The organism is Subtercola vilae, assembly GCF_004923255.1.
Lineage (GTDB): Bacteria > Actinomycetota > Actinomycetes > Actinomycetales > Microbacteriaceae > Subtercola > Subtercola vilae.
Genome location: NZ_QYRT01000012.1, coordinates 79025 through 104493, shown reverse-complemented (window position 1 = coordinate 104493; position 25469 = coordinate 79025). Strand labels below are relative to the sequence as shown.

Annotated in this window: 29 protein-coding genes and 1 riboswitch; of the genes, 22 read left to right on the top strand and 7 right to left on the bottom strand. The window is 66.8% G+C overall.

Going from position 1 to position 25469, the window contains the following annotated elements; translation table 11 throughout:
- Window positions 1-904 (top strand): sortase (locus D4765_RS08580; protein ID WP_237280322.1); only part of this gene is annotated, 904 nt, incomplete at its 5' end.
- Window positions 905-1022: 118 nt separating this feature from the next.
- A complete protein-coding gene (locus D4765_RS08575) occupies window positions 1023-1829 on the top strand; it encodes a phosphate ABC transporter ATP-binding protein (RefSeq protein ID WP_201799265.1) in 807 nt (268 codons plus the stop codon).
- Window positions 1830-1835: 6 nt separating this feature from the next.
- Here D4765_RS08575 and D4765_RS08570 read toward each other — a convergent pair whose 3' ends face one another.
- Window positions 1836-2879, bottom strand: coding sequence for an AI-2E family transporter (locus D4765_RS08570; RefSeq protein WP_136641873.1), 1044 nt, complete (start codon window positions 2877-2879; stop codon window positions 1836-1838).
- A gap of 78 nt (window positions 2880-2957) precedes the next feature.
- Here D4765_RS08570 and D4765_RS08565 point away from each other — a divergent pair, with 78 nt between their 5' ends.
- From D4765_RS08565 to D4765_RS08540, 6 genes are all read left to right on the top strand, one after another.
- The gene (locus D4765_RS08565) at window positions 2958-3755 is read left to right on the top strand and encodes an alpha/beta hydrolase (RefSeq protein WP_136641872.1); all 798 of its coding nucleotides are present in this window, start codon (window positions 2958-2960) and stop codon (window positions 3753-3755) included.
- Between the two features lie 46 nt (window positions 3756-3801).
- Window positions 3802-3897: riboswitch (TPP riboswitch) on the top strand.
- Window positions 3889-4785, top strand: coding sequence for a hydroxyethylthiazole kinase (gene thiM, locus D4765_RS08560; protein WP_136641871.1), 897 nt, complete (start codon window positions 3889-3891; stop codon window positions 4783-4785). It overlaps the preceding riboswitch by 9 nt.
- Complete coding sequence (gene thiE, locus D4765_RS08555; RefSeq protein ID WP_237280321.1) at window positions 4782-5507, top strand: thiamine phosphate synthase; 726 nt, start codon at window positions 4782-4784, stop codon at window positions 5505-5507. The genes thiM and thiE overlap by 4 nt, the downstream gene beginning before the upstream one ends.
- Window positions 5500-6408, top strand: a complete 909-nt coding sequence (gene thiD, locus D4765_RS08550) for a bifunctional hydroxymethylpyrimidine kinase/phosphomethylpyrimidine kinase (RefSeq protein ID WP_136641870.1) — start codon at window positions 5500-5502, stop codon at window positions 6406-6408. The genes thiE and thiD overlap by 8 nt, the downstream gene beginning before the upstream one ends.
- A 165-nt stretch (window positions 6409-6573) precedes the next feature.
- Window positions 6574-6927, top strand: coding sequence for a sigma-70 family RNA polymerase sigma factor (locus tag D4765_RS08545; protein ID WP_136641869.1), 354 nt, complete (start codon window positions 6574-6576; stop codon window positions 6925-6927).
- A gap of 29 nt (window positions 6928-6956) precedes the next feature.
- Window positions 6957-7271: a DUF7882 family protein gene (locus D4765_RS08540; protein ID WP_136641868.1), complete on the top strand. Its 315-nt coding sequence runs from the start codon at window positions 6957-6959 to the stop codon at window positions 7269-7271.
- 102 nt (window positions 7272-7373) lie between these two features.
- Here D4765_RS08540 and D4765_RS08535 read toward each other — a convergent pair whose 3' ends face one another.
- Together D4765_RS08535 and D4765_RS08530 are read right to left on the bottom strand one after the other, a co-directional pair.
- On the bottom strand, window positions 7374-7724 hold the full coding sequence (locus tag D4765_RS08535; RefSeq protein WP_136641867.1) for a hypothetical protein: 351 nt from the start codon (window positions 7722-7724) through the stop codon (window positions 7374-7376).
- Window positions 7725-7835: 111 nt separating this feature from the next.
- Window positions 7836-8798 (bottom strand): quinone oxidoreductase family protein, encoded by a 963-nt coding sequence (locus D4765_RS08530; RefSeq protein ID WP_136641866.1) that lies wholly within the window; start codon window positions 8796-8798, stop codon window positions 7836-7838.
- 76 nt (window positions 8799-8874) lie between these two features.
- Between D4765_RS08530 and D4765_RS08525 the strand changes: the two genes are divergently transcribed.
- Window positions 8875-9333, top strand: a complete 459-nt coding sequence (locus D4765_RS08525; protein WP_136641865.1) for a MarR family winged helix-turn-helix transcriptional regulator — start codon at window positions 8875-8877, stop codon at window positions 9331-9333.
- A 28-nt stretch (window positions 9334-9361) separates the two neighbouring features.
- Here the strand turns inward: D4765_RS08525 and D4765_RS08520 are convergent, their stop codons facing one another.
- A complete protein-coding gene (locus D4765_RS08520; protein ID WP_136641864.1) occupies window positions 9362-9904 on the bottom strand; it encodes a HEAT repeat domain-containing protein in 543 nt (180 codons plus the stop codon).
- Between the two features lie 95 nt (window positions 9905-9999).
- Window positions 10000-10425, bottom strand: a complete 426-nt coding sequence (locus D4765_RS08515; protein ID WP_136641863.1) for a VOC family protein — start codon at window positions 10423-10425, stop codon at window positions 10000-10002.
- A 100-nt stretch (window positions 10426-10525) separates the two neighbouring features.
- Here D4765_RS08515 and D4765_RS08510 point away from each other — a divergent pair, with 100 nt between their 5' ends.
- The 12 genes from D4765_RS08510 (at window position 10526) to D4765_RS08455 (ending at window position 21768) form a co-directional block, all read left to right on the top strand.
- Window positions 10526-11716: a helix-turn-helix transcriptional regulator gene (locus D4765_RS08510; RefSeq protein ID WP_136641862.1), complete on the top strand. Its 1191-nt coding sequence runs from the start codon at window positions 10526-10528 to the stop codon at window positions 11714-11716.
- Window positions 11717-11829: 113 nt separating this feature from the next.
- Window positions 11830-12237 carry a VOC family protein gene (locus tag D4765_RS08505; protein WP_136641861.1) on the top strand — a complete coding sequence of 136 codons (408 nt, stop codon included), beginning with the start codon at window positions 11830-11832 and terminating at the stop codon, window positions 12235-12237.
- 12 nt (window positions 12238-12249) lie between these two features.
- Window positions 12250-12693 carry a VOC family protein gene (locus tag D4765_RS08500; RefSeq protein WP_136641860.1) on the top strand — a complete coding sequence of 148 codons (444 nt, stop codon included), beginning with the start codon at window positions 12250-12252 and terminating at the stop codon, window positions 12691-12693.
- 130 nt (window positions 12694-12823) lie between these two features.
- Window positions 12824-14161, top strand: a complete 1338-nt coding sequence (locus D4765_RS08495) for an MFS transporter (protein WP_161580398.1) — start codon at window positions 12824-12826, stop codon at window positions 14159-14161.
- A gap of 11 nt (window positions 14162-14172) precedes the next feature.
- The gene (locus tag D4765_RS08490; RefSeq protein WP_136641858.1) at window positions 14173-15333 is read left to right on the top strand and encodes an amidohydrolase family protein; all 1161 of its coding nucleotides are present in this window, start codon (window positions 14173-14175) and stop codon (window positions 15331-15333) included.
- Window positions 15333-16568 carry an alpha-hydroxy acid oxidase gene (locus tag D4765_RS08485; protein ID WP_136641857.1) on the top strand — a complete coding sequence of 412 codons (1236 nt, stop codon included), beginning with the start codon at window positions 15333-15335 and terminating at the stop codon, window positions 16566-16568. Before D4765_RS08490 ends, D4765_RS08485 begins: the two co-directional genes overlap by 1 nt.
- Before the next feature lie 7 nt (window positions 16569-16575).
- Complete coding sequence (locus D4765_RS08480) at window positions 16576-17268, top strand: Rieske (2Fe-2S) protein (protein WP_136641856.1); 693 nt, start codon at window positions 16576-16578, stop codon at window positions 17266-17268.
- 7 nt (window positions 17269-17275) lie between these two features.
- Entirely contained in the window at window positions 17276-18364 is a 1089-nt protein-coding gene (locus D4765_RS08475; RefSeq protein WP_136641855.1) for an amidohydrolase family protein, read from the top strand.
- Window positions 18361-19194 carry an HpcH/HpaI aldolase family protein gene (locus D4765_RS08470; protein ID WP_136641854.1) on the top strand — a complete coding sequence of 278 codons (834 nt, stop codon included), beginning with the start codon at window positions 18361-18363 and terminating at the stop codon, window positions 19192-19194. Before D4765_RS08475 ends, D4765_RS08470 begins: the two co-directional genes overlap by 4 nt.
- Complete coding sequence (locus tag D4765_RS08465) at window positions 19191-20165, top strand: phosphotriesterase family protein (RefSeq protein WP_136641853.1); 975 nt, start codon at window positions 19191-19193, stop codon at window positions 20163-20165. The genes D4765_RS08470 and D4765_RS08465 overlap by 4 nt, the downstream gene beginning before the upstream one ends.
- Window positions 20166-20167: 2 nt before the next feature.
- Entirely contained in the window at window positions 20168-20500 is a 333-nt protein-coding gene (locus D4765_RS08460) for a 2Fe-2S iron-sulfur cluster-binding protein (RefSeq protein ID WP_136641852.1), read from the top strand.
- Between the two features lie 5 nt (window positions 20501-20505).
- Window positions 20506-21768 (top strand): NAD(P)/FAD-dependent oxidoreductase, encoded by a 1263-nt coding sequence (locus D4765_RS08455; protein WP_136641851.1) that lies wholly within the window; start codon window positions 20506-20508, stop codon window positions 21766-21768.
- 61 nt (window positions 21769-21829) lie between these two features.
- On the opposite strand, the gene D4765_RS08450 is transcribed toward D4765_RS08455, so the two are convergent.
- Window positions 21830-22546 carry a GntR family transcriptional regulator gene (locus D4765_RS08450; RefSeq protein ID WP_161580397.1) on the bottom strand — a complete coding sequence of 239 codons (717 nt, stop codon included), beginning with the start codon at window positions 22544-22546 and terminating at the stop codon, window positions 21830-21832.
- Window positions 22547-22718: 172 nt separating this feature from the next.
- Window positions 22719-24455: an L-aspartate oxidase gene (locus D4765_RS08445; protein WP_136641849.1), complete on the bottom strand. Its 1737-nt coding sequence runs from the start codon at window positions 24453-24455 to the stop codon at window positions 22719-22721.
- Window positions 24456-24531: 76 nt separating this feature from the next.
- Here D4765_RS08445 and D4765_RS08440 point away from each other — a divergent pair, with 76 nt between their 5' ends.
- Window positions 24532-25467 (top strand): LysR family transcriptional regulator, encoded by a 936-nt coding sequence (locus tag D4765_RS08440; RefSeq protein ID WP_136641848.1) that lies wholly within the window; start codon window positions 24532-24534, stop codon window positions 25465-25467.
- Window positions 25468-25469 lie beyond the last annotated feature (2 nt).

Here is a 25469-nt window from a genome sequence, read left to right as displayed (position 1 = left end):
CGGCCCACCCCGACCGCGGCGTCTGCCGCGGCGCCCTCCGCCCTCCGCGTCTGTGCCGCTCACCCCCCTTCAGAACTTTCTCCGCGGTGTGCTGATTCTGGTCGCCGCCATGCTCTTCGCGTTTGCGGCCAACCTCATGGTTCTCAGCCACATTCAGCACGCCGTCTCGCAGCAGCAGGCCATGAACGAACTGAGAGTGTCGCTGGCGGCCGGTACCGCACCGGTCAGCGAGGCCACCTTCGACAACAGCCTTGTTGCTGATGCGACGCCGCTGGGCATCATCGATATTCCCTCGATCGGAGTGCACGAGGTCTTCAGCGAAGGCACCTCGGCCTCGGTGCTCGAAGGTGGCCCAGGCCATCGGCGTGACTCCGTGCTGCCCGGTCAGGCGGGAATCAGTACCGTGATGGCCCGCGCCGCGGCCTACGGCGGCCCGTTCTCGCGGATTCAAGAGCTGGCTCCGGGCGACCGGATGACCGTGCTCACCGGTCAGGGTTCGCAGACCTTTGCCGTGATCGGCGTTCGCTATGCCGGCGACCCGGTGCCCACCTACGCCCCGGGTACCAGCCGGCTGACGCTTGTGACGGCACGGGGGCCGGCCTTCATTCCCACAGCGATCGCCTATGTCGACACCCAGCTGACGAGCCTGGTGCAGCCCGCCGGCAAGCGACAGACCACCTTCATCGCTCTACCGTCTGCCGAGCTGGCTATGTCGACCGACACGTCGACCGCCTGGGCGCTCGTGTTCGCCCTGCAGTTTCTGCTCGTGGTCGAGATGGCGGCGGTGTGGGCATACCGCAGAATCGGTGCGCAGAAGACCTGGGTGGTATTCGTTCCGCTGTCGCTGCTCGCCGCGCTGTACGTGGCCAACCAGATGACACTGCTGCTGCCCAACCTGCTGTGACCACCGCGGGCCCACCCCGAAATGCCCCACCTCGCCGAACCGTAGAGAATCGACTGCCATGACCTCCCTGCCACCAAACGACATCACCGAGGTGCTGCCACCGCAGAGCCGGCGCAGCATGCGTGCTGCATCGGAGGCCGGGCAGCCATCGCTTGCCGCCCTCGAAGCGCGCAACATCTCTGCGTGGTTCGGCGACCACCAAGTGCTTGATCGGGTCTCGCTCACCATGCCCGCCGGCGTCATCACGTCGCTCATCGGCCCCTCCGGTTGCGGCAAGTCGACATTCCTGCGCATTCTGAACCGCATGCACGAGCTTGTGCCCTCGGCCAGCCTCGCCGGTGAAGTGCTCATCGACGGTAGTGACATCTACAACGCCGATCGAAAGTTGGTCGACGCTCGCAAGAGCATCGGCATGGTCTTTCAAAAGCCCAACCCGTTTCCGGCCATGTCGATCTACGACAACGTTCTGGCCGGGCTCAAACTCACCGGCACGCGTGCGTCGAAAGACGAACGCGACTTCCTGGTCGAGAACTGCCTCACCAAGGCGGGGCTCTGGAGGGAAGTGAACGACCGTCTCCGTTCGCCTGGTGGCGGACTGTCGGGTGGTCAACAGCAACGCCTGTGTATCGCACGTTCGCTGGCTGTGACGCCCGCCGTGCTGCTGATGGACGAGCCGTGCTCGGCACTCGATCCCACCTCGACGCGCGTGATCGAAGAGACCATGCTCGAGCTGGTGAACGACGTGACGATCGTGATCGTGACGCACAACATGCAGCAGGCGCAGCGGGTGTCGACGCAGTGTGCGTTCTTCCTCGCGGCGCAGGGGCAACCGGGGGGCATCGTCGAACACGGCGACACCGACGCGATGTTCTCCGACCCGATCGACTCGCGCACATACGACTACGTGAACGGCGTGTTCGGCTGACCCCGATCAGGCGAGCTGCTGGCGAGGAATCACGACCTGCTTGACGATGATCAGAATCGCAGCGGTGACCGGCACGGCCACCAGTGCCCCGAGTACCCCGAGCAGGGTTCCTCCGACAAGGGCCCCGATGACGACGAGGATGCCCGGAACATCCACAGCCCGGCTCATCACCTTCGGGCTGAAGTAATATGCCTCGACCTGCATATAGACCAGGAAGTAGATGCCGACGGCGAGAGCGGCCCACGGCGAGGCGGAGAGCGCGATGAGGGTGATGAGCACTGCGCTGATGATCGTGCCGATGAGCGGGATGAGCGCGAGCAGAAACGCGATCACCGCCAGCACGCCGGCGAACGGTACCCCGATGATGCTCATCGCGATGAAGCCGAGCACTCCGTTCGATGCCGCGAGGATCACCTGGCCGATGGTGTACTTGCCCACCGACGAGATGATCTGCTCGGAGATGGTGATGACGCCGGCGCGGCGGGAGGCCGGCACCATGAGATAGAGCGCGTTCTTCGAGGCGTCGAGCGAGCCGAGGAAGAACAGCGAGAGAATCACGATGGTGATGGTGCCGAACACGCCGCCGATGACCGTGCTGCCCACCTTCACCAGGCCGCCGCCGAGGGTGAGCAGGTTCTGCGGGTCGCTCAGAAAGGTTCCGAGCGAGGCCGAGATGGCTTTCAGGTCGATGACACCGCCGAGTGAGGCATTCAGCGACACGAACCACGACTGGCCGGCGAGATCAGAGACCGACGTGGGCAACGACGAGATGAGCGAGGCGCCTTCGGTGATGGCCACGGGCACGATGAGAAAGAGCATTCCCACCAGCACAACGACGAAGCCCGCGAAGACGATGCTGATCGCCCAGATGCGTTTCAGCCCCCGACGCTCGATGAGGCGCACGATGGGGTCGAGTCCGAGCCCGATGAACAGCGCCGCGGCGAGGTAGACGAGAACCGTCGCGATCGACGACACAGCCAGCCCAAGCACCAGGGCGATCAGCCCGCCGAGTGTCGCCAGAAAACCCGCTCTGAACGCGTTCGATTTCACCGTGCATCCCCACCCCTCAGTCGAAGGAGCCTCCGACTGGTGCTGAGCCTAACGAATGCGCGCCGGTAAGTTGGTGCCATGAGTGCTCCCGTTGTGTCTGCGCGTTCGGCCGTTTCTGTGCAACTTCCTGTCACGTCGTGGGGCGACCCCCGCTCAGAGCGCCGAATTCTGCTCGTGCACGGTCTCACCTCGGCCGGGGCGGTGTGGTGGCGGGTCGCCAGCCTGCTCGCCGCCGAGGGGTTCTTCGTAGAAGCTCCAGACCTCCGCGGCCATGGGCTCGCGCCGCGCACCCTCAGCTACACACTGCCCGAATTCAGTGCCGACCTGCTGCGGTTGGCTGCTCCGGATGCCCGCCCCTACACCCTCGTCATCGGGCACTCGCTCGGCGGCGCCATCACGGGTCACACGCTCGCAGGCCACCCCGAGTGGGCCGTTGCAGCACTGCTGCTCGACCCGCTCTTCGCCGCGGCTGACGACGCGGTTCCGGGCATCGCCCACGACATGTCGTCGGCTCTGCTCTCGGGCACCGTCGCCGACCATCTGGCGCAGAACCCCCGCTGGCACGCCGAAGACGCCCACCAAAAACTGATCGCGGCCCGCGCCATCAGCCCGTTCGTCGTCGAGCACTCGCTGCTCGACAATGTGCCGTGGAACGTCGGTGCGGTCGTCGCCAACACGACCCGGCGCATGCGGATTCTCGGCGCAGACCCGGCAATCGAACCTCCGGTGTTCTCCGAGGCCGAAGGCCTGTCACTCGCGACGGCCAACCCGGCGATCACGTTCGCTGTGGTCGAGGGCGCCGCACACTCCATTCAGCGCGACGACCCCGCCCGCGTGGTGAGCGAGGCTCTCGCCCTCATCGCCGCCACCTCCTGACCCCTCCCCGCTGAGTCGCCGGCGGGCGGTGCCCGCTAGAATCGTGCTGAGTGACACGGGGTGCCCCACACAGCGGGCTGAGATGAGACCCGTTGAACCTGATCTAGTTAGCACTAGCGAAGGGATGTCGCGAATGACCATTCGCCTGGCACCAGAAACGACCGCAGCGACAACCACGCACGACATCGTCGAACGATCGATCGCGCTTCTTGACCGGGTGCGCGCGCAACCGCCGCTCGTGCAGTGCATCACCAACAGCGTGGTGGTGAACTTCACCGCAAACGTTCTGCTTGCCGTCGGGGCATCGGCCGCCATGGTCGACATCCCGGCAGAGGCCGGGCCGTTCGCCGCGGTGGCCTCGGGCCTGCTCATCAACCTTGGAACCCCGCACGCCGAACAGCGTGAAGCCATGCTCGAGGCGGCTCTGTCAGCCGTCGCGCACGGCACATCCTGGGTGCTCGACCCCGTCGCCATCGGGTCGCTGCCGGTGCGCACCGCGCTCGCCGCCGAGCTTGTTGCGCACCGGCCGACCCTCGTGCGCGGCAACCCCTCCGAGATCATTGCGCTTGCGGGCGGCGGCGCGGGTGGGCGTGGCGTCGACTCCACCGACACGGGTGACGATGCTCTGGATGCCGCACAGCACCTCGCGCGCACCTTCGGTTCGGTCGTGGCCATCTCCGGCCCCATCGACATCGTCACCGACGGCACTCGAACCCTGCGTCTGGCGAACGGAGACGCGTTGCTCACCCGCGTCACCGGTGGCGGGTGCGCGCTCGGCGCCGTCATGGCGGCGTTCCTCGGCGCGGCCGCCGACACGGCAAGTACCGATGCGGCCAGTACCGACGCGGCCGCCTCCGCAGGAAGCGCCGACGCGTTCGACGCGACGGTCGCGGCGATCACCGCGTACACGGTTGCGGCCGAGATCGCGGCGGAACGGGCATCCGGGCCCGGCTCGTTTGCGGCCGAATTCGTCGACGCTCTGGCGAAGCTGACCGGCGACCAGCTGCGCGAACGCTTCGTGCTCGCGTGACCGCTCTGAGTTCGGCTCCGCGCGGCTTCGACCCCGCGGTCTACTTCGTGACCGACACCGCGCTGTGTGGCGACCGGGGCGTCGTCGAGACCGTTCGGCAGGCCGTGCTCGGCGGGGTGCACACCGTTCAGGTGCGCGCGAAGAATGAGTCGGCCGCTGAGGCGTTCGAGCTGTTGGTTGCGGTGGGGCAGGTCTGCCAGGGGCATGCCACCGTGCTGATGAACGATCGAGTCGACGTGTATCTGGCGGCGAAGGCCGCGGGTGCGTGGGTTCAGGGGGTGCACGTGGGCCAGGGCGACCTGCCGGTGCGGTGGGTTCGCGAGCTGGTGGGCTCCGAGGCGATCGTGGGCCTGACGGCGAACACGGCGGCGCACTTCGACGCCATCGGCGCCCTGACGCCCGGCACCGTGAGCTACGCGGGCGTGGGGGTCATTCGCCCGACGAGCACGAAAGCCGATCATCCAGAACCCCTGGGAATCGACGGTTTCGCGGGCTTCGCTCTGGCCAGCTCAGTGCCGTGCGTTGCCATCGGGGGAGTGCGGCGGGATGACCTGCCGGCCATCCGCCAGGCCGGAGGCGTCGGCGCCGCGGTGGTCTCCCTTCTGTGCCTCGCCGCCGACCCTCGGCGCGAGGCCGAACTGCTCGTCGCCGCGTGGAACTCGCCCGCCGCCGATACCACTGCCCCCGTCGCCCGCCGGGTCGGCGAGCGCGACAATGAGTAGCCCCACCGACCGCCCGGCCCCCGTCGCCCGAGCCGTGCCACGAGTGCTGAGCATCGCGGGCACCGACCCCACCGGTGGGGCGGGCATCCAGGCCGATCTGAAGAGCATCGCGGCGAACGGTGGCTACGGCATGGCCGTCGTGACCGCGCTCGTGGCCCAGAACACGCACGGGGTGCGTTCGGTGCACACGCCGCCGCCCGAGTTTCTGCGTGAACAGCTCGACGCGGTGAGCGACGACGTTGTCATCGACGCCGTCAAGATCGGAATGCTCGGGGAGGCCGTCACCGTGGCTGTCGTGCGAGGCTGGCTCGACACGGTGCGGCCGCCGATCGTGGTGCTCGACCCCGTGATGGTGTCGACGAGTGGTCACCGTCTGCTCGCCGCCGACGCCGAAGACGCCGTACGGCGTCTCGTGCCGTTCGCCGACCTCGTGACGCCCAACCTGCCTGAGCTTGCCGTGCTTGTCGGCGCACCCCTGGCACCCGACTGGGCCACGGCGCTCGAGCAGGCCCGGCGCCTGTCGGCCGACACCGGAGCGATCGTGCTCGCCAAAGGCGGCCACCTCGAGGGAGCCCTGAGCCCCGACGCCCTGGTCGACGCCTCGGGCAGGGTCGCCGCGGGGCTCTTCGAATCAACCGGTGAGAGGGTCGCCACGGTGAACACTCACGGCACCGGATGCTCGCTGTCGTCTGCGCTCGCAACCCGCCAGGCTCAGACCCTCGACTGGGTCCGCTCGCTGACGCTCTCGAAGCACTGGCTGCTCGACAGCCTTCGGCATGCCGACGCCCTCGAGGTGGGAACCGGCCGGGGCCCGATCAGCCACTTGCACGCGCTGTGGTCGGTCGCTGCGCAGAACTCGCCCGCACCGCCCGACCAGAAAGCGCCGCGGCCGCTCTGGTGACGGAGGCCGAGCGGTACCTCGGCGTCTGCAACTGATCTGCGCCGTATGCACAGCATGTCGCGCTCGTCAAGTGTCAAACCGATTCCGGTCGTCGGCTGAGACCCTTGGTATCGTCAAGTGTTGCCCAAGACCCTGGCAGCGATTCGCTGATCACAGGGGTAATTCATGAGCATTCACGACGCAGTAGCCGACGATCCACCTGTCTCCGGGCTGTCGTTCGCCGCCGACCTTCTGCGGCGTGTGGCGCAGGGTGATCACGACGCATTCGGTGATTTCTACGACGTCATGTCGGCCCGCGTGCACGGCATCGTGTGTGCCGGTATCGATGACAAACTTCTCGCTGAAGAACTGACAGGTGAGATCTTCCTCGAGTTCTGGCGAAGCGCACCGGCCCGTATCTCGGCCGCCGAGCCGCTGCGGTCGGTGCTGCTGTTCGCGCACCGCAGCGTCGAAGAGCGCCGGGCCTTGCTTCCTGGTGCATCCGCTTCGGTCGCCGGGCGGCACTCGTCGAGGCCGTAGCCACCAAAACGACCTGATATTCTGCTCGCATGGGCACTCTCACCTACGGTCCGGCGGCGAAGCCCATCTCGATCGACGATCGTGACCTTGCGCACCTGCAGGCCGTCATTCTCACCAAGCTGCGCCGGGGCGAAAGTTTCTCGTTCACCTGGGAACGCTCCTCCGACCTCAGCAGCGGTCACAACACGCTCTGGATGCACCCGCACATGTTCGTCGAATTCAGCTACTACGGTTCGAAGCGAATACCGCTGAACCGGGCCTGGATCGAGGCCATGATGAACCGCGCCAACAGCGCCGGCGGACTCGAACTCATCGCCGAGAAGCTGGCGCAGGCTCCGGCCTGACCCGAACGGCCGGGGCCTGAGTCTGACCGTCTGAGTCTGACTGTGGCGGGGCCTGGGCCTGGCCAGACGGTCTTGGTCGGAGCCCGCCGGGGCCCGGCCCGTTCAGTCCAGGTCGATGGTCTCGATGTCGAGTTCATGGTTCGACGCGACAAGTGGCGGGTTCTCGGCCAGTTCGGCGGTCTTTCGCGCGAGCGTCTCGATGAGCTCCGCGTCGTCGAGATCGACCGTACTGTCGGCCGCACTGACAGCAGCGCTGTCGGGTGAGGTGCAGTACAACTGCGTGGTCGGCCCGAGCAGCAGGTTTGAGAAGCCCCTCTCGCCGTCAACCAGCACGGGAACCGTGATGCGCTCGGTGCGCCCCGCATTCGCGAGTGCCACCGTGTAGTCGAACACGGCCGAGCACACGGCGAAACTCACGGTGATGACGCCGGCGCCGTAATGTAGCTGTCTCATATTCCGAGTGAATCAGACAGGCCGACACTGACCTAGCCAGAATGTGACAGTTGGCGAAGCGGGGGTTCGGGAGGTATAAAGGGTCGGCCGTGCCCGGCGCAGGCCGACCTGTCAGGGCACCAGCACGATTCGTTCACCCGAACTCTGGCTGCGCTCGCCCCATACCGCCTCGACGTCGCGAAGCGGCCGGGTCACGGCATCGATCACAAAACTGCCCCGGCTGAGCTCTTCGACAAGAGCCGGCAGGCTGGCGAGGATGCCGGCGGTACTGGCCGAGCCCTGCCCGCTGCCCAGAAAATGCACGTTGGCCTGACGGAGGGCGGCCGACGGCAGCGCAATGTCGGGGCCCGCAACCGATCCGATCTCGATCCAGGAGAGAAGGCGGCCACGGTCGCGTCGCGCTTGCAGAAGCGCGGGCAGCGCCAGCTCGGTCGGCGGCCCCCAGAGGTAGTCGAGCACCACGTCGACCTCGGCCGCTCGCGCGGCGTAGTCGGCGGCGACCTGCTCGAGGGGGCCTGCCAGGTCGATGGTTCTGTCAGCGCCGAGTGCCCTCAACAGATCGAGCCGCGCTTGGCCTCGCCCGGCCACGACGATCTCGCCGGCGCCGAGATGCTTCGCCACCTGCACGGCCAGCTGGCCGGCCGAGCCGGTGGCACCCATGATCAGCACCGACTCGCCGGCGGTGAACGAGAGTCGGTCGCGAAGAGCGATCCACGATGACATGGCGGGGTTCATCGCCGCCGCGAGTAGCACCGGGTCAGAACTCGCGGGCAGGGTGACCAGGCGGCGGGCATCCACCACCGTCTGCTCTGCGAGAGCCCCCAGGTTCGTGTCGGGGAGAACGAAGTACACCAGCGTACCGTCGGCGCGGCGGCCGACGCCGTCGATGCCGGGGATGAGCGGCAGAGTGTCGGTCGAGGTGTAGTGCGAGCCCGCGGCCTGCGAACGCACGCGGGGGTGCAGTCCAGACGCCAGCACCTCGACCACCTCCTCGTGTTCGCCGAGCGCTGTGGGGTCGGCGAACACTTCGTAGCGGGGCGGGGTGGCCCAGTCTCTGACAACGGCGGCGTGCATGGCGCCCTCCTTCGATTTAGTTGGTGTCACCAATCATATACTTGGTGACACCAACTAAATCAACTATCATCGGAACATGCCCAGCGAACCCAGCGAAACGACATCCGGCGTCGGCGAGACACCCCTGGTGGTCGACGCCTTGGTGCAACTCAGTTTCGCCGTTCAGCTCGTTCTCACGCGGGTCGCGTCGGTGCACGACCTCTCGGTCACCCAGCTGCGGCTGCTCGGAATTCTTCGCGACCGCACCCCGAGCATGGCGGCCATCGCCGACGTACTCGAACTCGACCGCTCGTCGGTCTCCGGCCTCATCGACCGGGCCGAGCGCAGGGGCCTCGTCGTGCGACGGGGTTCGCCGACGGATGCCAGGGTCACCCTCGTCGAGCTGACCGCTGCTGCGCATACCCTCGCAGCCGAGCTCGTCGAAGAGGTTTCGTTGGGCCTCGACGCGCTGCTGCGACCGTCGTCAGAGGCCGATCGTGCTGCCCTCGTGCGCCTCGCAGCCACGCTGTTCGCGGCCGTCGGCCCGGGGGCGTAGGCGGCGCGGCGGTCAGGCAGCGCTCGGGCTACGCCTCGTTCAGGCGCGTGTGCAGCGCTGTGAGCGACTGCTGTGCGGTGCGACGGGCTTCTTTGTCGTGGTCGCGCAGCATCACTTCGAGGGTACCGATGCTCGACGCGTCGCCGATCGTCACCAGCGCACGGGCAGCGGCTTGGCGCACCCGGGACTGCTCGTCGGTTGTCAGCCGGGCAAGCTCCTTCGGTGTGCCGAGACCGTGGGCGGCACACACCTTCGCGCACATCTCGCGCACGCGCCACGACTGGTTGGCGAGATTCGCGATGACGATGGGCGTCGCAGCATCGTTCCAGATGTAGAGCAGAGCACGGGCTCCCCACAGCTCGGGCCAGTACGGGGCCGGAGCCCCGCCCAGAATGCCCTCGGCGTGCGCGCCGCCGACAACCCGCAAGAAGTCTTCACCCTCGTAACCGCCGGCGAGCAGCGCGGCGGCCCGGCGCGCAACAGTGTCGGCTCCGTCGAGTTCGACGGCGGCGTCGAGGCGTGCCTCGAGCGAGTCGGTGGGGGATACGTGTGATGCGTTGTTGTCTGCCATGAGTGACTCAAGGGTACCGTGTGCTCGGCATGCTGGTGCTGGTGCTGTGACGGGCGGGGCCGGATGATCATCCGGCCCCGCCCGCTCTCACCGGGTCACGCGGGCTCGTACGCAACCGCCACATCAAGTACCCACACCACGCCGAAGCTGTCTTTCAGCATTCCGTAGGCAGGAGAGAAGAACGACGGCGCCAGATCTTCGATGACGGTCGACCCTGCCGAGAGCCGGCCCCAGAGTTCGCTGATCTGCTCTGCCGAGGTGCCGCGCACCGACACGAAGAGCGACTTGTCGCCCTGCTCGTACGACACGCTCGCGGGAACGTCGTAGGCCATGATCTGAAAGCCGCTGTCGCCCACGACCTGGCCGAACTTGACCTGCTGGGCCTCGGCGGGCGTCTGGGCGCTGTGGGCCTGTTCGTTCGTCAGAACGACCAACTGGCCGCCGAAGACCGAGTGATAGAACTCGAGCGCCGCACGAGCGTTGCCCCGAAAGTTGAGGTGAGGGGTGGTGGTGATCGTCATGGTTGCTCCTGATGGGTGGTGCCGGGCTTGTCCCGACTGCGTCTACTCTCGCGCCAGTGCAGGACAGGTTCGGGCCTCTATTCGAATTACCATGAGTCCCATGATTTCGACGACCTCACGCCTGCTGCTGGTGCTCTCGCTGTTGCAGACGGGTCGCGACTGGCCGGGTCAGCTGTTGGCCGACCGGCTCGAGGTCAGCCAGCGAACCGTTCGCCGCGACGTCGATCGGTTGCGCGAGATGGGGTACCGCGTGCGCGCCACCAAGGGCCCCGGCGCAGGCTACCGACTCGAGGCGGGCAGCGAACTGCCGCCGTTGCTGTTCGACGACGAACAGGCTGTGGCGCTCGCGGTGGGGTTGCAGTCGGCGATCGTGGCGGGCGCCGGCATGGGGGAGGCCGCAGTTCGTGCGCTGGCAACGGTGCGCCAGGTGATGCCGTCGCGGCTGCGGCACCGACTCGACGCGCTGCGGTTCACGGCGGTTCCCGAGCGGTCGACGGGGGTCGCGGCCGGCACGGCGGCGACCCCGGCGGCGGGCAGAAGCGCCGGCGGAGGAGGCGGTCGCGAGACGGTGTCACCCGATGTGCTTGTGGCGCTGTCGCTGGCGATTCGAGCCCGGGAGGTGCTGCGCTTCGACTATGCGGAGGCGTCTGGGTCTTTGTATGAGCCTGGGTCTGAGTCTGCGTCTGGGTCTGCGTCTGGGTCTGCGTCTGCGTCTGGGTCTGGGTCTGAGCCTGGGTCTGCGTCTGTGCCTGAGCCGAGCGAGCAGCCCGTGCCTCGCGGGCCGCGCCGCGTCGAGCCGCACCACCTCGTCACCTCGCGGGCACGCTGGTACCTCGTGGCGTGGGATCTGGAGAAGGCCGACTGGCGCATCTTTCGCGTCGACCGATTCGAGCCGAGGAGTGCCCCGGGGCCGCGGTTCTCTCGGCGCGAGTTGCCGGGAGGCGCCAGCGTGCAGGCGTTCGTGGCGGCGCGCTTCGCAGGGTCAGAGCAGGGTGGGGGCTGGCCGTGCGTGGCAACGGTCATCCTGAACCTGCCCGCCCGTGAGGTGCTGCCCTTCGCAGAGGGAGAGGCTGTCGAAGACCTCGGCCCCCATCGGTGCAGCCTGGTCGCCGGCTCGTGGTCGTGGGTGGCGCTCGCGGCGTCTCTCGGCCGGTTCGACACCGACATCGAGGTGGTGGGGCCGCCCGAGTTGGCGGCCGCGTTCGGGGTGCTCGCCGCCCGCTATGCGGCCACAGCTGCGGCTGCGACCACTGAGCGGAGTCGGTCGGTGCCGGCCGTGATCGCACCATAAAACAGGAGTTTCGGGGTGATGGTTGCCGTACGCACGCTGCCCAGCGAATCTCCTGTTCGCGTACGCTTCTGAGCGCGTATGATCAGGGAATTCAGTTCTGAATGGGAGGCCTGATGGCGTCGATCACCGCTTTCGGAGGCGCGTTCGTGCGCGCCCACGACCCCGAGGCCCTGTACGGCTGGTACGAGAAGCACCTCGGCCTCGGCCGGTCGGGTGGCTACTTCGCGTTTCCCGCCAGCGAGCAGCGCACCCAGGTGGTGTTCGCGCTGTTCGGCGCCGACGATGAGTACTTTCCGCGGTCGCAGAACGTGATGATCAACCTGCAGGTCGATGATCTCGATGCCATGCTAGACAGGCTGGCCGAGCTCGGTGTCGAGGTCGACAACCACCGCGAGAGCTTCGACTTCGGCAGATTCGGCTGGTTCACCGACCCGGAGGGCAACCGCGTCGAGCTGTGGCAGCCCGCCGGTGACACGGAGCCCACCCCTCACACGGAGCCCACCGCTGTCGGCGAGAGCTGAGACGATAGGGGCATGACGTCTCAGGTCTTTCAGCCGCGGGGGTTCTCGCACATTCGTCTCACGGTGACCGACATCGGCCGCAGCAAGGCCTTCTACGAGAGCCTGTTCGGCACGCCACCCGGCAACGATTTCAGCGACCAGATCGACGACCCGAGCATCCATGACGACCCCGCGCGTCTGTATGGCGGCTGCTCATTCACGTTCGCCGGCCAAACCATGGGTCTCCGCCCGGTGGCGCCGAAGGATGACCGGTTCAACCCGAACCGGGTGGGGCTCGATCATCTGAGCTTTGCCGTGGCGACGTTCGCCGAGCTGCACGCCGCGGCCGAACGGTTGACTGCCGCCGGGGTCGTTCACGGCGAGGTCACGCCGCTGCCCGACTTCAACCTTGTCATTGTGTCGTTGCAAGACCCCGACGACATCAATCTCGAGCTGGCGGCCCCGCTCGGCAGTTGACGCGCCAACGCGGGAGAGACTGATCTCGCGCCATGTTGTTCGCGTATCTTTAATATTTTATAAAAGATAAATGTGCTAGCGTAAACCCCACGCGACGACGCGGCAGTCACAGATGCGATGGAGGATCTTTGTGAACGAAACAGCAGGAACTACGACGGGTGTGATCGATCCTGAGGGAGCGACCGTCACCGTTTCGACGCCGAAGGAGATTCGACGCGTTCTCGTCTCGAGCTTCGTCGGGGCCCTCATCGAGTGGTACGACTTCTACGTCTTCGGCATTGCCTCGGCGATCGTGTTTCCGCTCGTCTTCTTTCCGGAGGTGGCCCCGGGCGTCGGCACGCTCGCCTCCTTCGCCACGCTTGCGGTGGGCTTCTTCGCCCGCCCCATCGGGGGAGCGATCTGGGGGCACTTCGGTGACCGAATCGGTCGCAAACGGATGCTCGTACTCTCGATCATCCTGATGGGAATCGGCACCACGATCATCGGCCTCCTCCCCACCTATGCCCAGATCGGCATGGGCGCACCGATCATCCTTGTCGTGCTGCGCTTTCTGCAGGGCATCGCAGCCGGCGGCGAGTGGGGCGGTGCCGTGCTGATCGCCATGGAGCACTCGCCGAAGCGGCGGGGGTTCTCGAGTAGTTTTCCCCAGATGGGGCTGACGGGGGGCATCCTGCTCGCGACGGGGGTGTTCGCGCTGGTGGCACTGCTGCCCAAAGACGAACTCCTCAGCTGGGGCTGGCGGCTGCCGTTCCTGTTCTCGGCAGTGCTGGTGATCGTCGGCCTGTGGATTCGTCTCGGCATCCACGAGAGCCCCATCTTTCTGGCGGCACAGAAGGCAGCGGTCACGGCGACCGTGAAACAGAAGGCACCGATTCTGGAGGTGCTGCGCCGCCCCAAGGCGCTGATCATCTCGATCTGTCTGGTTGTCGGGCCGTTCGCCATCAGCTCGGTGTATTCGACGTTCGCCGCCGCATACGGCCTGCAGGTGGGGTTCACCGCCTCGGAGATGTCGAATGTTGTGCTGTTCACGGCGGCCATCGGCTTTCTGGGCCAACCGATCTTCGGCACGCTCTCTGACTACTGGGGCCGAAAGCTCGTGGTCACGATCGGGCTCGTGATTCAGGCGGTGAGCGTGTTCTTCATGCTCGACCAACTGAACGCGCACGACCTCGGCGGCGTCTATGTGACCATGGGTCTCATCGGCATCGGCCACTCCATCTGCTACAGCCCGATGGCCGCGTGGCTCGGCGAGCTCTTCCCGACGCACCTGCGTTACACGGGTGCCTCGCTCGGCTACCAGATCGCCGGGTCGGTCGGCGGCCTCACCCCGCTCATCTGCGCGGCTCTGTTGCTCGCAGCGGGAGGCCCGCCGAACACCATCTACGTTGCGCTCTTCAGCGTGCTGGTGAATGTGATCGCCCTCGTGGCTGTCTTCTTCGCCAAAGAGACCTACAAAGACGTGCTCTAGAAAGGAAAGTCATGACCATCACAGAGACCACTCCCGCCGCGGTCACCTCGCCGCGCAAGCTCGGTGTTATCGACGTCGATTTTCACCCGATGCCGACGCCGACCGACAAACAGGTCGCCGAACACCTGCCGCAGAAGTGGCGTGACTACATCAGCCGCTACGGCCTCGGCAGTTTCGGCGGGGGAGTGTCGCCCGCCCAACGCGAGTTCACCCACCGGCTCGACGCCATCGACGAGAACGGCCGGGTGGGCGTCGACCCGCAGCTCGCGGTCGAGCAGGTCGTCGACATGTTCGACATGTCGGCCGTCGTGCTCACCTGCCCGCAGGCGTACATCATCACCAACGGCGGCGTGAACATGCCGCACGACATGGCGATCTCGCTCTACAGCGCATACAACGATGCCCTCGCCTACACCTGGTGCGGCGCGGATGACCGGTTCAGGGCATCCATCTCTATCGCCCGCGACCTGCCGGGCGCCGTCGAAGAGATCGAGCGCTGCAAGGAGGGCCCGAACGGCGACAAGTTCGTTCAGGTGCTGATGTCGCCGGCCGGTGCCGACCCGATCGGCAAGCGCCGCTACTGGCCCATCTTCGAGGCGTGCGAGCGGTACAACATTCCGTTGGGCTTTCACGTGCCGGGAATGGGCCGCCAGCCCACGGGCGCCGGCCGCCAGAACTTCTACTCGGAGATGCACGCCGCGTTCGCCGTGCTGCCGCTCGCCATGGTGCCGAGCTTCGTCTTCGAGGGTGTCTTCGACCACTTTCCGAAGCTGAAGATCGCCGCGCTCGAACTCGGCTGGGACTGGGTGGTGCCCTACAGCTGGCGACTGGATGCCACGTACTCGAAGTTGCGCGACGAGGTGAGCCACCTGGCGCGAAAGCCCTCCGAGTACCTCAAGGAGCACTTCTGGTTCAGTACGCAGCCCCTCGAAGAGCCCGAGCATCCGGAACAGACCGAAGGGGTCTACCAGATGTTCGAGGAGGCCGGTTTTGCCGACCGCTTGATGTTCTCCTCTGACTACCCGCACTGGGATTTCGACTCACCGTACGAGTCGGTGCCCGAGAGCTTTCCCGAAGACCGCCGCCGCCGCATCCTGGGCGAGAACGCGTCGAAGCTCTACGGCCTGCCGCTGCTGCCAGACAGCGGGCTGCCCTCTCCGACGGAGTTCTGATGTCGCTGCTCTCCTCTTTCACTGACGCGCAGACCGACCGCCGCCTTCAGACGATCCGCAACTACACCGATGCCCGGGCGTCGGCGGCGAAGCGGCTGCCCAAGGCCATCTTCGACTACGTTGACGGCGGGGCCGAAGACGAAGTGACGCTGGGTCGCAACACAAAGGCGTTCTCCGACCTCTCGTTCGCTCCTCGCGGGGCGACGTGGGTGGCGGAGCCCGACCTCCGCACCCGCGTGCTCGGCTGTGACCTCTCGCTGCCGGTGATGACCGCGCCGTGCGGTGGCATGCGCCTGGTGCATCCCGAGGGCGATCTCGGAATCGCGCGGGCAGCCAGCCGTGCGGGCACCGTTCACGTGGCGACCTCGGCCTCGGGCTATTCGCTCGAAGAGATCGCCCAGACGCCTGGCCAGCAGTGGTTTCAGGCGTACCGGTTCTCGAACGAAGACGCGATGCAGTCGCTGGTGCGGCGGGCACAGACCGCCGGGTTCGGCGCCCTCGTCGCCACGATCGACACCGCGGTGGCCGGCAACCGCGAGAAAGACTTTCGCAACGGGTTCAGTTACAACATGCGCATCAACCTCGCCAACATCGCGCGCATGGCACCCCGCATGAGCACTCGACCCGGTTGGGTGTACCGGTTCATGCGCGACGGCATGCCGTTCGAGCTGCCCAACACCGCCGATCTCACAAGCGACGGCAAACCGATGGAGCTCACCGAGATGACGCGCACCGGCAAAGACTCGCACTCGCCCTCGTGGCAAGACATTCGCTGGATGCGTTCGAACTGGGACGGGCCGCTCGTCATCAAGGGCATTCTCACCGTGGCCGACGCCCGAAAGGCCGCCAGTCTCGGCGCCGACGGCATCATCGTGTCGAACCACGGCGGCCGCCAGCTCGACGGCGCCCCGGCCACGATGAACGTGCTCACGCGCATCGCCGAAGCGGTGGGCGGCGACGTCGAGATTCTGCTCGACAGCGGCGTTCGGCGCGGCAGTGATGTCATCAAGGCCCTCTCGCTGGGCGCGAAAGCCGTGCTCGTGGGCCGTTATCCGGCCTACGGCTTGGCCGCGGGCGGCGAGGCCGGGGTCTCGCACGTGCTCGAGATTCTGCGCGCAGAGATGATTCGTACGATGCGGCTGCTCGGCTGCACCTCGGTGGGTGCACTGGATGCGTCGTGGTTGAACACCGAGGCGGCGGCTGCAGAGTTGCCCGACCTTCTGACCCGAAAGTGAGCTGCTCATGAACGCAGAATCCGCAACTCAGGCACCCGCGAAACCCTCGAATCGCCTCCAGCGCTACGTGGTCTGCCCGGTCGCCGAGTTTCCCGCCACCGGCCGGCTGATCGTCGAGATCAACGGCCGATCCATAGGCATCTTCAACATTCGGGGCGAGTTCTTCGCCATGCTGAACCGCTGCCCGCATCTGGGCGGCCCGCTGTGCGTCGGCCAAGTACTGAACGAGATCCAGTCGACGGGCCCCGGCAACATGACCCTCAACACGGGTCAAGACCTGCTCGCTTGTCCGTGGCACAACTGGGAGTTCGACATTCGAACCGGGCAGTCGTACTGGGATCCGAAGAACCTGCACGCCCGCCCGTTCGGTGTCGAGGTCGAGGCCGGCGAATCGGTCTCCGAGCAGGTGAGCGCCGGCAGTGTGGGCCGAATCGCTGGCCCCTACAAGGCCGAGACCATCGAGGTGGGAGTCGAGGCCGAGTACGTGGTGCTGTCGCTGAAAGCCCAGCCCCGGGCATCCGGAGCCGGAGTCGCAGCAGCTGGCGGCGCCTCAGGCAAAGGGGCCCCAGACAACCCGGGCACGGCCGAACAGCAGGCACACGCCTGCGCCATTCCCGCCGTCGTTCCCACCTCGGCCCGCGCTCAGACAACCATCAACGACCGTGCGCCCCTCACGCGCGCACCCCAGACAGAGAAATGAGCCGACAATGACGACCGCACTGCTCTCAGGCACCAACCGCACCGACCTCTGGTCAGGGTCGATCATCGATTGCGACGTGCACGCCAACGTGCCCTCGATCGAATCGCTCTTCGACTACATGGAGCCGGTGTGGGTTCAGGGCACCCAGGAGAGGGGCTGGCGCGGCCCCACCGGCCCCCGCTACGCGTATCCACCCGGTGCCACCACGACGGCCCGGCCCGAATGGCGCCGTGACGGCGAAGAGCCCGCCTCGAGGCTCCGGATGCTGCAGAGTGACATTCTCGACCCCTGGCAGGTCGACCGCGCCATCGTGAACTGTTACTACGGAATCGATTCGTTGCGGCACCCCGACTGGGCGCCCGCACTGGCGCGTTCGGTCAATGATTGGATCATCGCCGAGTGGCTCGACAAAGACCCCCGATTGGCGGCGTCGCTCGTCATTCCGGCGCGCGACCCGATCGCGGCGGCGGCCGAGATCGACCGCGTGGGCTCGCACCCCGGCTTCGTGCAGGTGATGCTGCCGGTGCGGTCTGAGCGGCTCTACGGCCAGCGCATCTTCTACCCCATCTACGCGGCGGCGACCCGCAACAACCTCGTCGTGGGCCTGCAGTGGGGCGGCACCACAGAAGACGCCCCGTCGCCCACCGGCTACTCGTCGTACTACGCCGAGCAGTACGCCGCCGAGACGCAGGTGTACCTCGCCCAGCTCACGAGCATGGTGTTCGAGGGCACCTTTCAGAAGTTCCCCACCCTGCGTGTCGCCGTCATGGAGGGCGGCTTCAGCTGGGTGCCCATGTGGGGCTGGAGCATGAACAAGAAGTGGAAGGGCCTTCGCCGCGAAACCCCATGGGTCGACCGCCTGCCGCTCGAGATCGTGCGCGACCACATGCGGTTCTCGGTCGCACCGAGCGACCTCGGCACCGTTGAAGAGTCGAAGCGCATCGTCGACTGGCTCGGGTCAGAAGACCTGTTGATGTTCGCGACCGACTACCCCCACCTGCACGAAGACTCGCTCGAGAAGCTGCTCGAGGTGGTTCCCGAGTCGATGCGCCCGAAGCTGATGAGCGAGTCGGCGCGTGACTGGTACCGACTGTGAGTACCAACCATCTGCTCGAGGTGCTGGCGGCGGGCGAGACGGCCGTGGGCCTGTCGTGCATGCTGGGCAGCGCCCAGATCGCCGAAGAGTTCGCGCTCGCCGGGTTCGACTACGTGTACCTCGATCAGCAGCACGGCACCACCTCGGCCGACACCCTGCTCGAGATGCTGCGAGCGGTCGCCCGGTCTGAGACGACCCCGCTCGTGCGGGTGGCGAAGAACGATGTCGCCCTCATCGGGCAGGCTCTGGATGCCGGGGCCGAAGGCGTCATCGTGCCCATGATCGAAGACGCCGCCGCGGCGGCGGGTGCAGCAGCCGCCTGCCGGTACCACCCTCTCGGCCAGCGCAGCTGGGGCCCGCTCCGGGCTGTCTACGGGCTCGGAAGCGACCCGGCCACAGTCAACGCCCAGGTCATCTGCCTGGTGATGATCGAGTCGGCGAAGGGCCTGGCGAACGTCGACGAGATACTCGCCACCCCGGGCGTCGACGGCGTGTACATCGGGCCGGCCGACCTCGCCGTGAGCCTCGGAGGCCTGCCCGTTGGCGTCGAACAGTCGGGCGACCAGACCCAGCTGGCGGCCATCGCGGCGATTCAGGATGCGTGTGCCCGCGCCGGCAAAGTCGCCGCCATCACCGGCAACGCGGCTCGCCGCTCGGCCGACGGGTTTCGCATGGTCACCGTCGCGAGCGACATCACCATGATCAGGTCGGCGCTGGCCACGGCGCGCACGTCGACTCCGCAGAGTTATGGCGTGATCATCCGGAACCCGTCTGAGAAGCGCGCCACCGATTCAGCTGAAACGAATACAACGAAAGTGTTAGTGAAATGACAACCATCGAAACCGTTCGCGGGCCCATCGCTGTCGAAGACATCGGCGTGACCCTGACGCACGAGCACATCTTCACGAAGAACCCCGAGATCGAGCAGAACTGGCCCGACCCCGAGTGGGAGGGCGAAGAGCCGATGATTCAGAAGGCTGTCGATGCGCTCACCGCGTTGAAGGCCAATGGAATCGACACAATGGTCGACCTCACGGTGCCGGGGCTCGGGCGCTACATTCCGCGCATTCAGCAGGTCGCCGCTCGCGTCGACCTCAATATCGTGGTCGCCACGGGGTTCTACACGTTCAAAGACCTGCCGTCGTTCTTTCAGACCCACGGGCCGGGGCTGATGGTCGACGGGCCGGAGCTGATGAGCGAGTTCTTCGTGCGTGACATCACCGAGGGCATCGGTGACACGGGCGTGAAGGCCGTGTTCATCAAGATCGCCACCGACGAGTTCGGCATCACACCGGGCGTCGAGCGGGTCATGAACGCGGCGGCAGAGGCCCACAAAGCGACGGGTGCCACCATCTCGACCCACACCCATGTCGAACACTTCACCGGGCGACTGCAGCAGGAGTTCTTCAGGAAGGCCGGCGTGCCGCTGGAGAACGTGCTGATCGGGCACTGCGGCGACTCGACCGACCTCGACTACCTCAAAGAGCTGATGGACAACGGCTCGACCATCGGGCTCGACCGCTTCGGCATGGAACAGGTTCTGCGCGACGATCGCCGCATCGAGATGCTCGTGCAGCTGATCGAACTGGGCTACGCCGAGAAGATCACGCTCTCGCACGATGCCGGAATCTTCAGCATCAACACACCGCCGTCGTGGCGCTCGCGGGTGTCGCCGAACTGGCATCACGCCAACATCTCCGACAACATTCTGCCGGCCATCCGGGAGCGCGGGGTGTCGGAGGAGAGCATTCGCCAGATCATGGTGACGAATGCCGCCCGAGTGCTGACGGGTCGTCGATAACCGTGCCCTCCATCACCTATGTTCACCCGAACGGCGACGAACAGGTCATCGAGGTTGTGCCGGGCACGTCGGTGATGCGCGCCGCCGTGACGAACGGCGTCGACGGCATCGTGGGGGAGTGCGGCGGCCAGGCGATGTGCGCCACCTGCCATGTCTACGTGCGCGACGAGTTTCTGGCCGCTCTGGCGCCGATGAACGACGACGAAGAAGAGATGCTCGAAGAGACGGCAGCGCCGCGGGATGAGGAGCGGTCGCGGCTCGGCTGCCAGCTGAAGATGGGCTCGCGGCTCGAGTCGATCGTGGTTGACCTGCCGTCGATGCAGGTCGAGGAGTGAGCGGGGTGGGCGGGGTCGGCGCAGAGCGTCGCCCGGATGGTGGGGCGCCCGGCGTCGTCATCGTCGGAGGCGGGCAGGCGGGCATCCAGCTCGCTGACTCGCTGCGCACCGAGGGCTACAACGGGCCGATCGACGTCTTTGCGACCGAAGCTCACCTGCCCTACCAGCGGCCGCCGCTCTCGAAAGACTTCCTGGGCACGGCCGACGACCCGTCGGCGCTGCCGCTGCGGGCGGAGAAGTTCTTCGCCGAGCGTGACATCACATTTCACCGGGGCGTCTCGGTGACCGGCGTCGATGCGGCCACCCGGCTGATCACCTCATCCGCCGGCGACGTTCTGGGCTACGCCGCTCTGGTACTGGCGACCGGTGCCCGAAACCGCCAGCTCGCCATCGACGGTGCCGAGCTCGAGGGTGTGCACTACCTGCGCACCCTCGACGATGCGACGGCGCTGCGCGTCGAACTCGAGCGTGCCAGAACCGCCCTCGTGGTGGGCGGCGGGTTCATCGGGCTCGAGTTCGCGGCCAGCGCCAGCCAGCGCGGCGTTGCCGTGACCGTGCTCGAGCGGGGCGAGCGCATCATGGGCCGGGTGCTCTCCGAACCCATGTCGCAGCACTTCTCGCAGTTGCACGGCGACGCCTCCGTCGCCATTCGGCTCGGCGAGGGCATCGCACGTCTCACCGGGGTCGACGGCCACGTGACCGGGGGAGTCGGCACCAGCGGCGCCCTCTACGCCGCCGACCTGGTGGTCGTCGGAATCGGCGTCGAGCCCAACGTCGAACTCGGCCGGATGGCTGGGGTCGGTGTTTCGAACGGCATCGAAGTCGACTCGTACCTGCGCACCAGCGACCCGTTCGTCTACGCGATCGGCGACTGCTGCAGCTACCCGAACGCCCACACCGGAACAATCACCCGCCTCGAGTCGGTGCAGAACGCGGTCGACCAGGCCAAGGTTCTGGCGAAGACGCTCACAGGCCAGCCGACCGAGTACGTCGAACTACCCTGGTTCTGGTCGCAGCAGGGCGCCGACAAACTGCAGATCGCGGGCATCGTCGACGTTGCGGGCGATCCGGTGCTTCGCGGAGACCCCGCGTGCGGCAAGTTCTCGGTCTTCTGCTTTCGTGGCGACCACCTGCTCGGAGTCGAGTCGGTCAACAACACCGCCGACCACCTAGCCGCCCGCCGCATCCTGAGCCATCACCTGCCACTGACCGTGGCACAGGCCGCCGACCCCCTGTTCGACCTGAAGGCCTATTCGCGGGCGGCGTGAGGCCGGCCATGCGTTGCGGGTGATGCATCGTACGAGAACGCCGGGCGGCTCTGGTCGGTGTCTACTCGGTGGGCTGCGTCTCGAGATCGTTCTCTGAGACGGATGCCTCCCAGAAGGAGATCGCGTCGAGGCGACGCAGTAGCAGGTCGGCCGTCAGCATGAAGTGGTCGTGCATCAGCACGCGGGAGCGGGCGATATTGCCCGCTTCGATGCTGTCGATGATCGAGGTGTGACCGTATCGGTTGACCTCGGCCCAGCCCGGAACAGACGTGAAAGAATCGGCGAACCGCAGCGGCACGAGTCGTGCGGCCGCGTCGGCGAACCAGGCCAGCTTCGGGGCGTCCGCGATCTGGTGCACCGAGACGTGCAGCTCGGTGTTCAGCGCGAGAGCGTCGCCCGTGTGGTGGTCTTGCATCTCGTTCAGTCGCGCGTCGATGGCGCGCAGGCGCACGATGTCGGCCGTCTCGCGGCGTGCTGCGGCGCGGGCGGCGATCTCACCCTCAGCGGTGGCCCACATCAGGTAGGTGTCGATGACATCGTCACGCCGAATTGCTGCGACACGAAACCCGCGGTGGGCTTCGTGCACGACCCAGCCGTCTTGGGCGAGCAGCAGCAGTGCCTCCCGTACGGGCGTGATGCTCATCTCCATCTTCAGCGAGAGCGGCGCCAGCGCCAGCCGTTCACCCTGGTGTATCTCGCCGCCCAGAATCTGATTGCGGATGACCGAGGCCACGGCCTGACCCAACAACTCGCGTCGGGGAACCTCCGTAAAGCTCATACCGACAGTCTCGCGCATGAACTCCTCCAGCGCCCTCTCCCACCCCGCCCTCGTCAACCCCGCCCGCGCGTCCGCCATCGAGAGGGCAAAGTCTCTCCAAAATCATCCTGTTTCGGAGCGTTTCTGCCCTCTCGATGGATGGCGGCGAGGGGCCGGGCGAGGGTTGGCGGGGCTACTCGAGGAGTTTGCCGGCGGTGGTGACCTCTTCGCGCATAAAAGCGGCTATTTCGGCGGGGATGGGCGGGATGGGCTCCCGCACGATGCCGGCGGAGGGCGACCAGACGAGGTTCACCTGCAGGGCCGGGTCGAGGTCGGGGTAGTCGCTGCGGTTGTGGCAGCCCCGGGTCTCGCGGCGTTCGAGGGCGGCCTCGAGGGTGGCGCGCGCGGCGAGGGCGGCCGACTTCAGGTCGAAGGCGTGCGCCAGGTCTTGGTAGCCGGCGATGTCGGGGTGCACGCCGATCGAGGGCATGCGCGCCTCGATCGCGTCGAGTTCGGCGAGACCGGCCAGCAGGCCCTCTTCGCTTCGCACGACGCCCGCGTGGTCGGTCATCGTGTTGCGGATGGCGCGCTGCAGGGCCCGCACGTTCTCGGTGCCGTCGGCCGCGAGAAGCGCGTCGATCTCCGAACGGGCGGTCGTGACCGCCGCCGCGGAGCGTGTCTGCGCGGGCAACCCGGCAGAGTACTCCGCCGCGGCCTGGCCGACGATGCGCCCGAAGACGAGCAGTTCGATGAGGGAGTTTCCGCCGAGCCGGTTGGCACCGTGCAGCCCCGAGGAGGCCTCGCCGATGGCGTACAGGCCCGGCACATCGGTGGAATGGTCATCCGGGCGCACCCACACCCCGCCCATCGAATAGTGGGCGGTCGGCGCGATCTCGATGGGATCGGTCGTGATGTCGAGCATCTGCAGCTCGAGCATGGTCTGGTAGACGCGGGGCAGGCGGGTCATGATGGTCTCGCGGGGCAGGTGTGAGACGTCGAGCCAGACGCCGCCGTTGGGGGTTCCGCGCCCCTCCTTGATCTCGGTGTAGCAGGCCAGCGCCACGCGGTCACGCGTCGAGAGTTCGAGGCGCTCGGGGTCGTAGTTCTGCATGAAGCGCTCGCCGAGACCGTTGCGCAAGATGCCGCCCTCGCCGCGCGCCGCCTCAGAGATGAGGGTGCCGGCGGCGTTCTCGGGCTCGATGATGCCCGACGGGTGAAACTGAACCAGCTCGGGGTCGCGCAGCCGCCCGCCCGCCTCGACCGCGAGACGGAACGAGTCGCCCGTGTTCTCGTCGCGTCTCGAAGACGTGCGCCGCCAGATGCGGTTGTGGCCGCCGGCAGCGAGGATGACCGCATCAGCGTGAATCAGGTACCGAGTGCCATCTTCGAGGTCGAAGCCGTAGGCGCCGAAAACCGCTCCCTCGTCATTCACCAGGATGCGCGTGACATATACCGTGTCGAGGATGGGCACGTTCAGCTGGGCCGCCCGGTTGATGAGCGTGCGCTGAATCTCGAGGCCGGTGTAGTCGCCCGCGAAGGCGGTGCGCCGGTAGGTGTGAGCGCCGAAGAAGCGCTGCGAGATGCGGCCATCGGCCTCGCGCGCGAACGGCATTCCGTAGCGTTCGAGGTCGTCGATGCCGCGGGCCGCACCCGAGGTGACGATTTCGACCGTGTGCGGGTTGGCGAGCAGGTAACTCTCTGTGAGGGTGTCTGCCGCGTGCTGCTGCCAGCTGTCTTCTGGGTCCATCGTCGAGAGGGCAGCGTTGATGCCACCGGCCGCAAGCGAGGTGTGGGCGTCTGACTTCGGGCGCTTGCCCAGGGCCAGCACGTCGACCCCGGCCTCAGCCAGTTCGATGGCCGCGCGCAGGCCCGAACCGCCGGTGCCGATGACGAGAACAGTGGTGGAGATCTGTCGTTCTGAAGTGCTCATGAGGCAACGCTAGGCTTTGATATTTGATTACTCCAATGCATATTATTCGTCATTACGATGCAGATAAGCTATCGATATGAACCTCGAGCAGCTGGGCAGCTTTGTCGAAGTGGCGAGTCTCGGCAACTTCACACGCGCCGCCGACAAGCTGCACCTCGCCCAGCCCTCGCTCAGTCGCCAGATCTCTGCTCTCGAGCTCGACCTTGGGGCAGAGCTGTTTCATCGCGCTCGCAGCGGCAGCACTCTCACCACCGCGGGAGAGGCGCTGTTGCCCCTCGCTCGGCGCATGTTGGCCGATGCCGCGTCGGTTCGTCACGAGCTCGCCGAACTGGCGGGCCTCGGCCGGGGCCGGGTGCGCCTCGGCGCGACACCAACCCTGTGCATCAGCCTCGTAGCCGAAGTGCTCAGCGCCTTTCACGCGGCTCACCCCGCCATCGAATTGCACCTCTCTGAGCAGGGCTCCCGGCTGCTGCTCGATGAGCTGGCCGCAGGAGAACTCGATCTCGCTCTGATCACAACCTCAGATGCCGCGGCGGCCGAACGATTCACCGTGACGCCGCTGCTGGTCGAAGAGCTCGTGGTGATCTCGTCTATCGCTTCCCCGCCGGTGACTCCCCGCGCCACCATTGCGCTCGACGAAGTGGCGGCCCTGCCGCAGATCGTCTTCAGCTCGACGTACGACCTGCGCCGCACCACCGACGCAGCGTTTCGTGCGGCAGGTCTGACGCCCGACGTGGTGCTCGAGGGTGCTGAGATGGATGCCCTCCTGCGGTTCGTCGAACGCGGGCTCGGTGTCGCCATCGTGCCCGCCATGGTGCTCATCGATCGCCCGGGCCTCCGATCGGTGCGCCTCGGAGGGCCCGCCCTCACCCGCACGATCAGCCTCGCTCGCCCGGCCGATGTCGCGCCGACGGCCGCGGTCGAGGTGATGCAGCACACCATCGCTGCCACCGCAACCGCGTTCGCCGCGCGGGCGGGCACGTCGATGCGCCGGGCCAGCATCGTGCGCTGAGA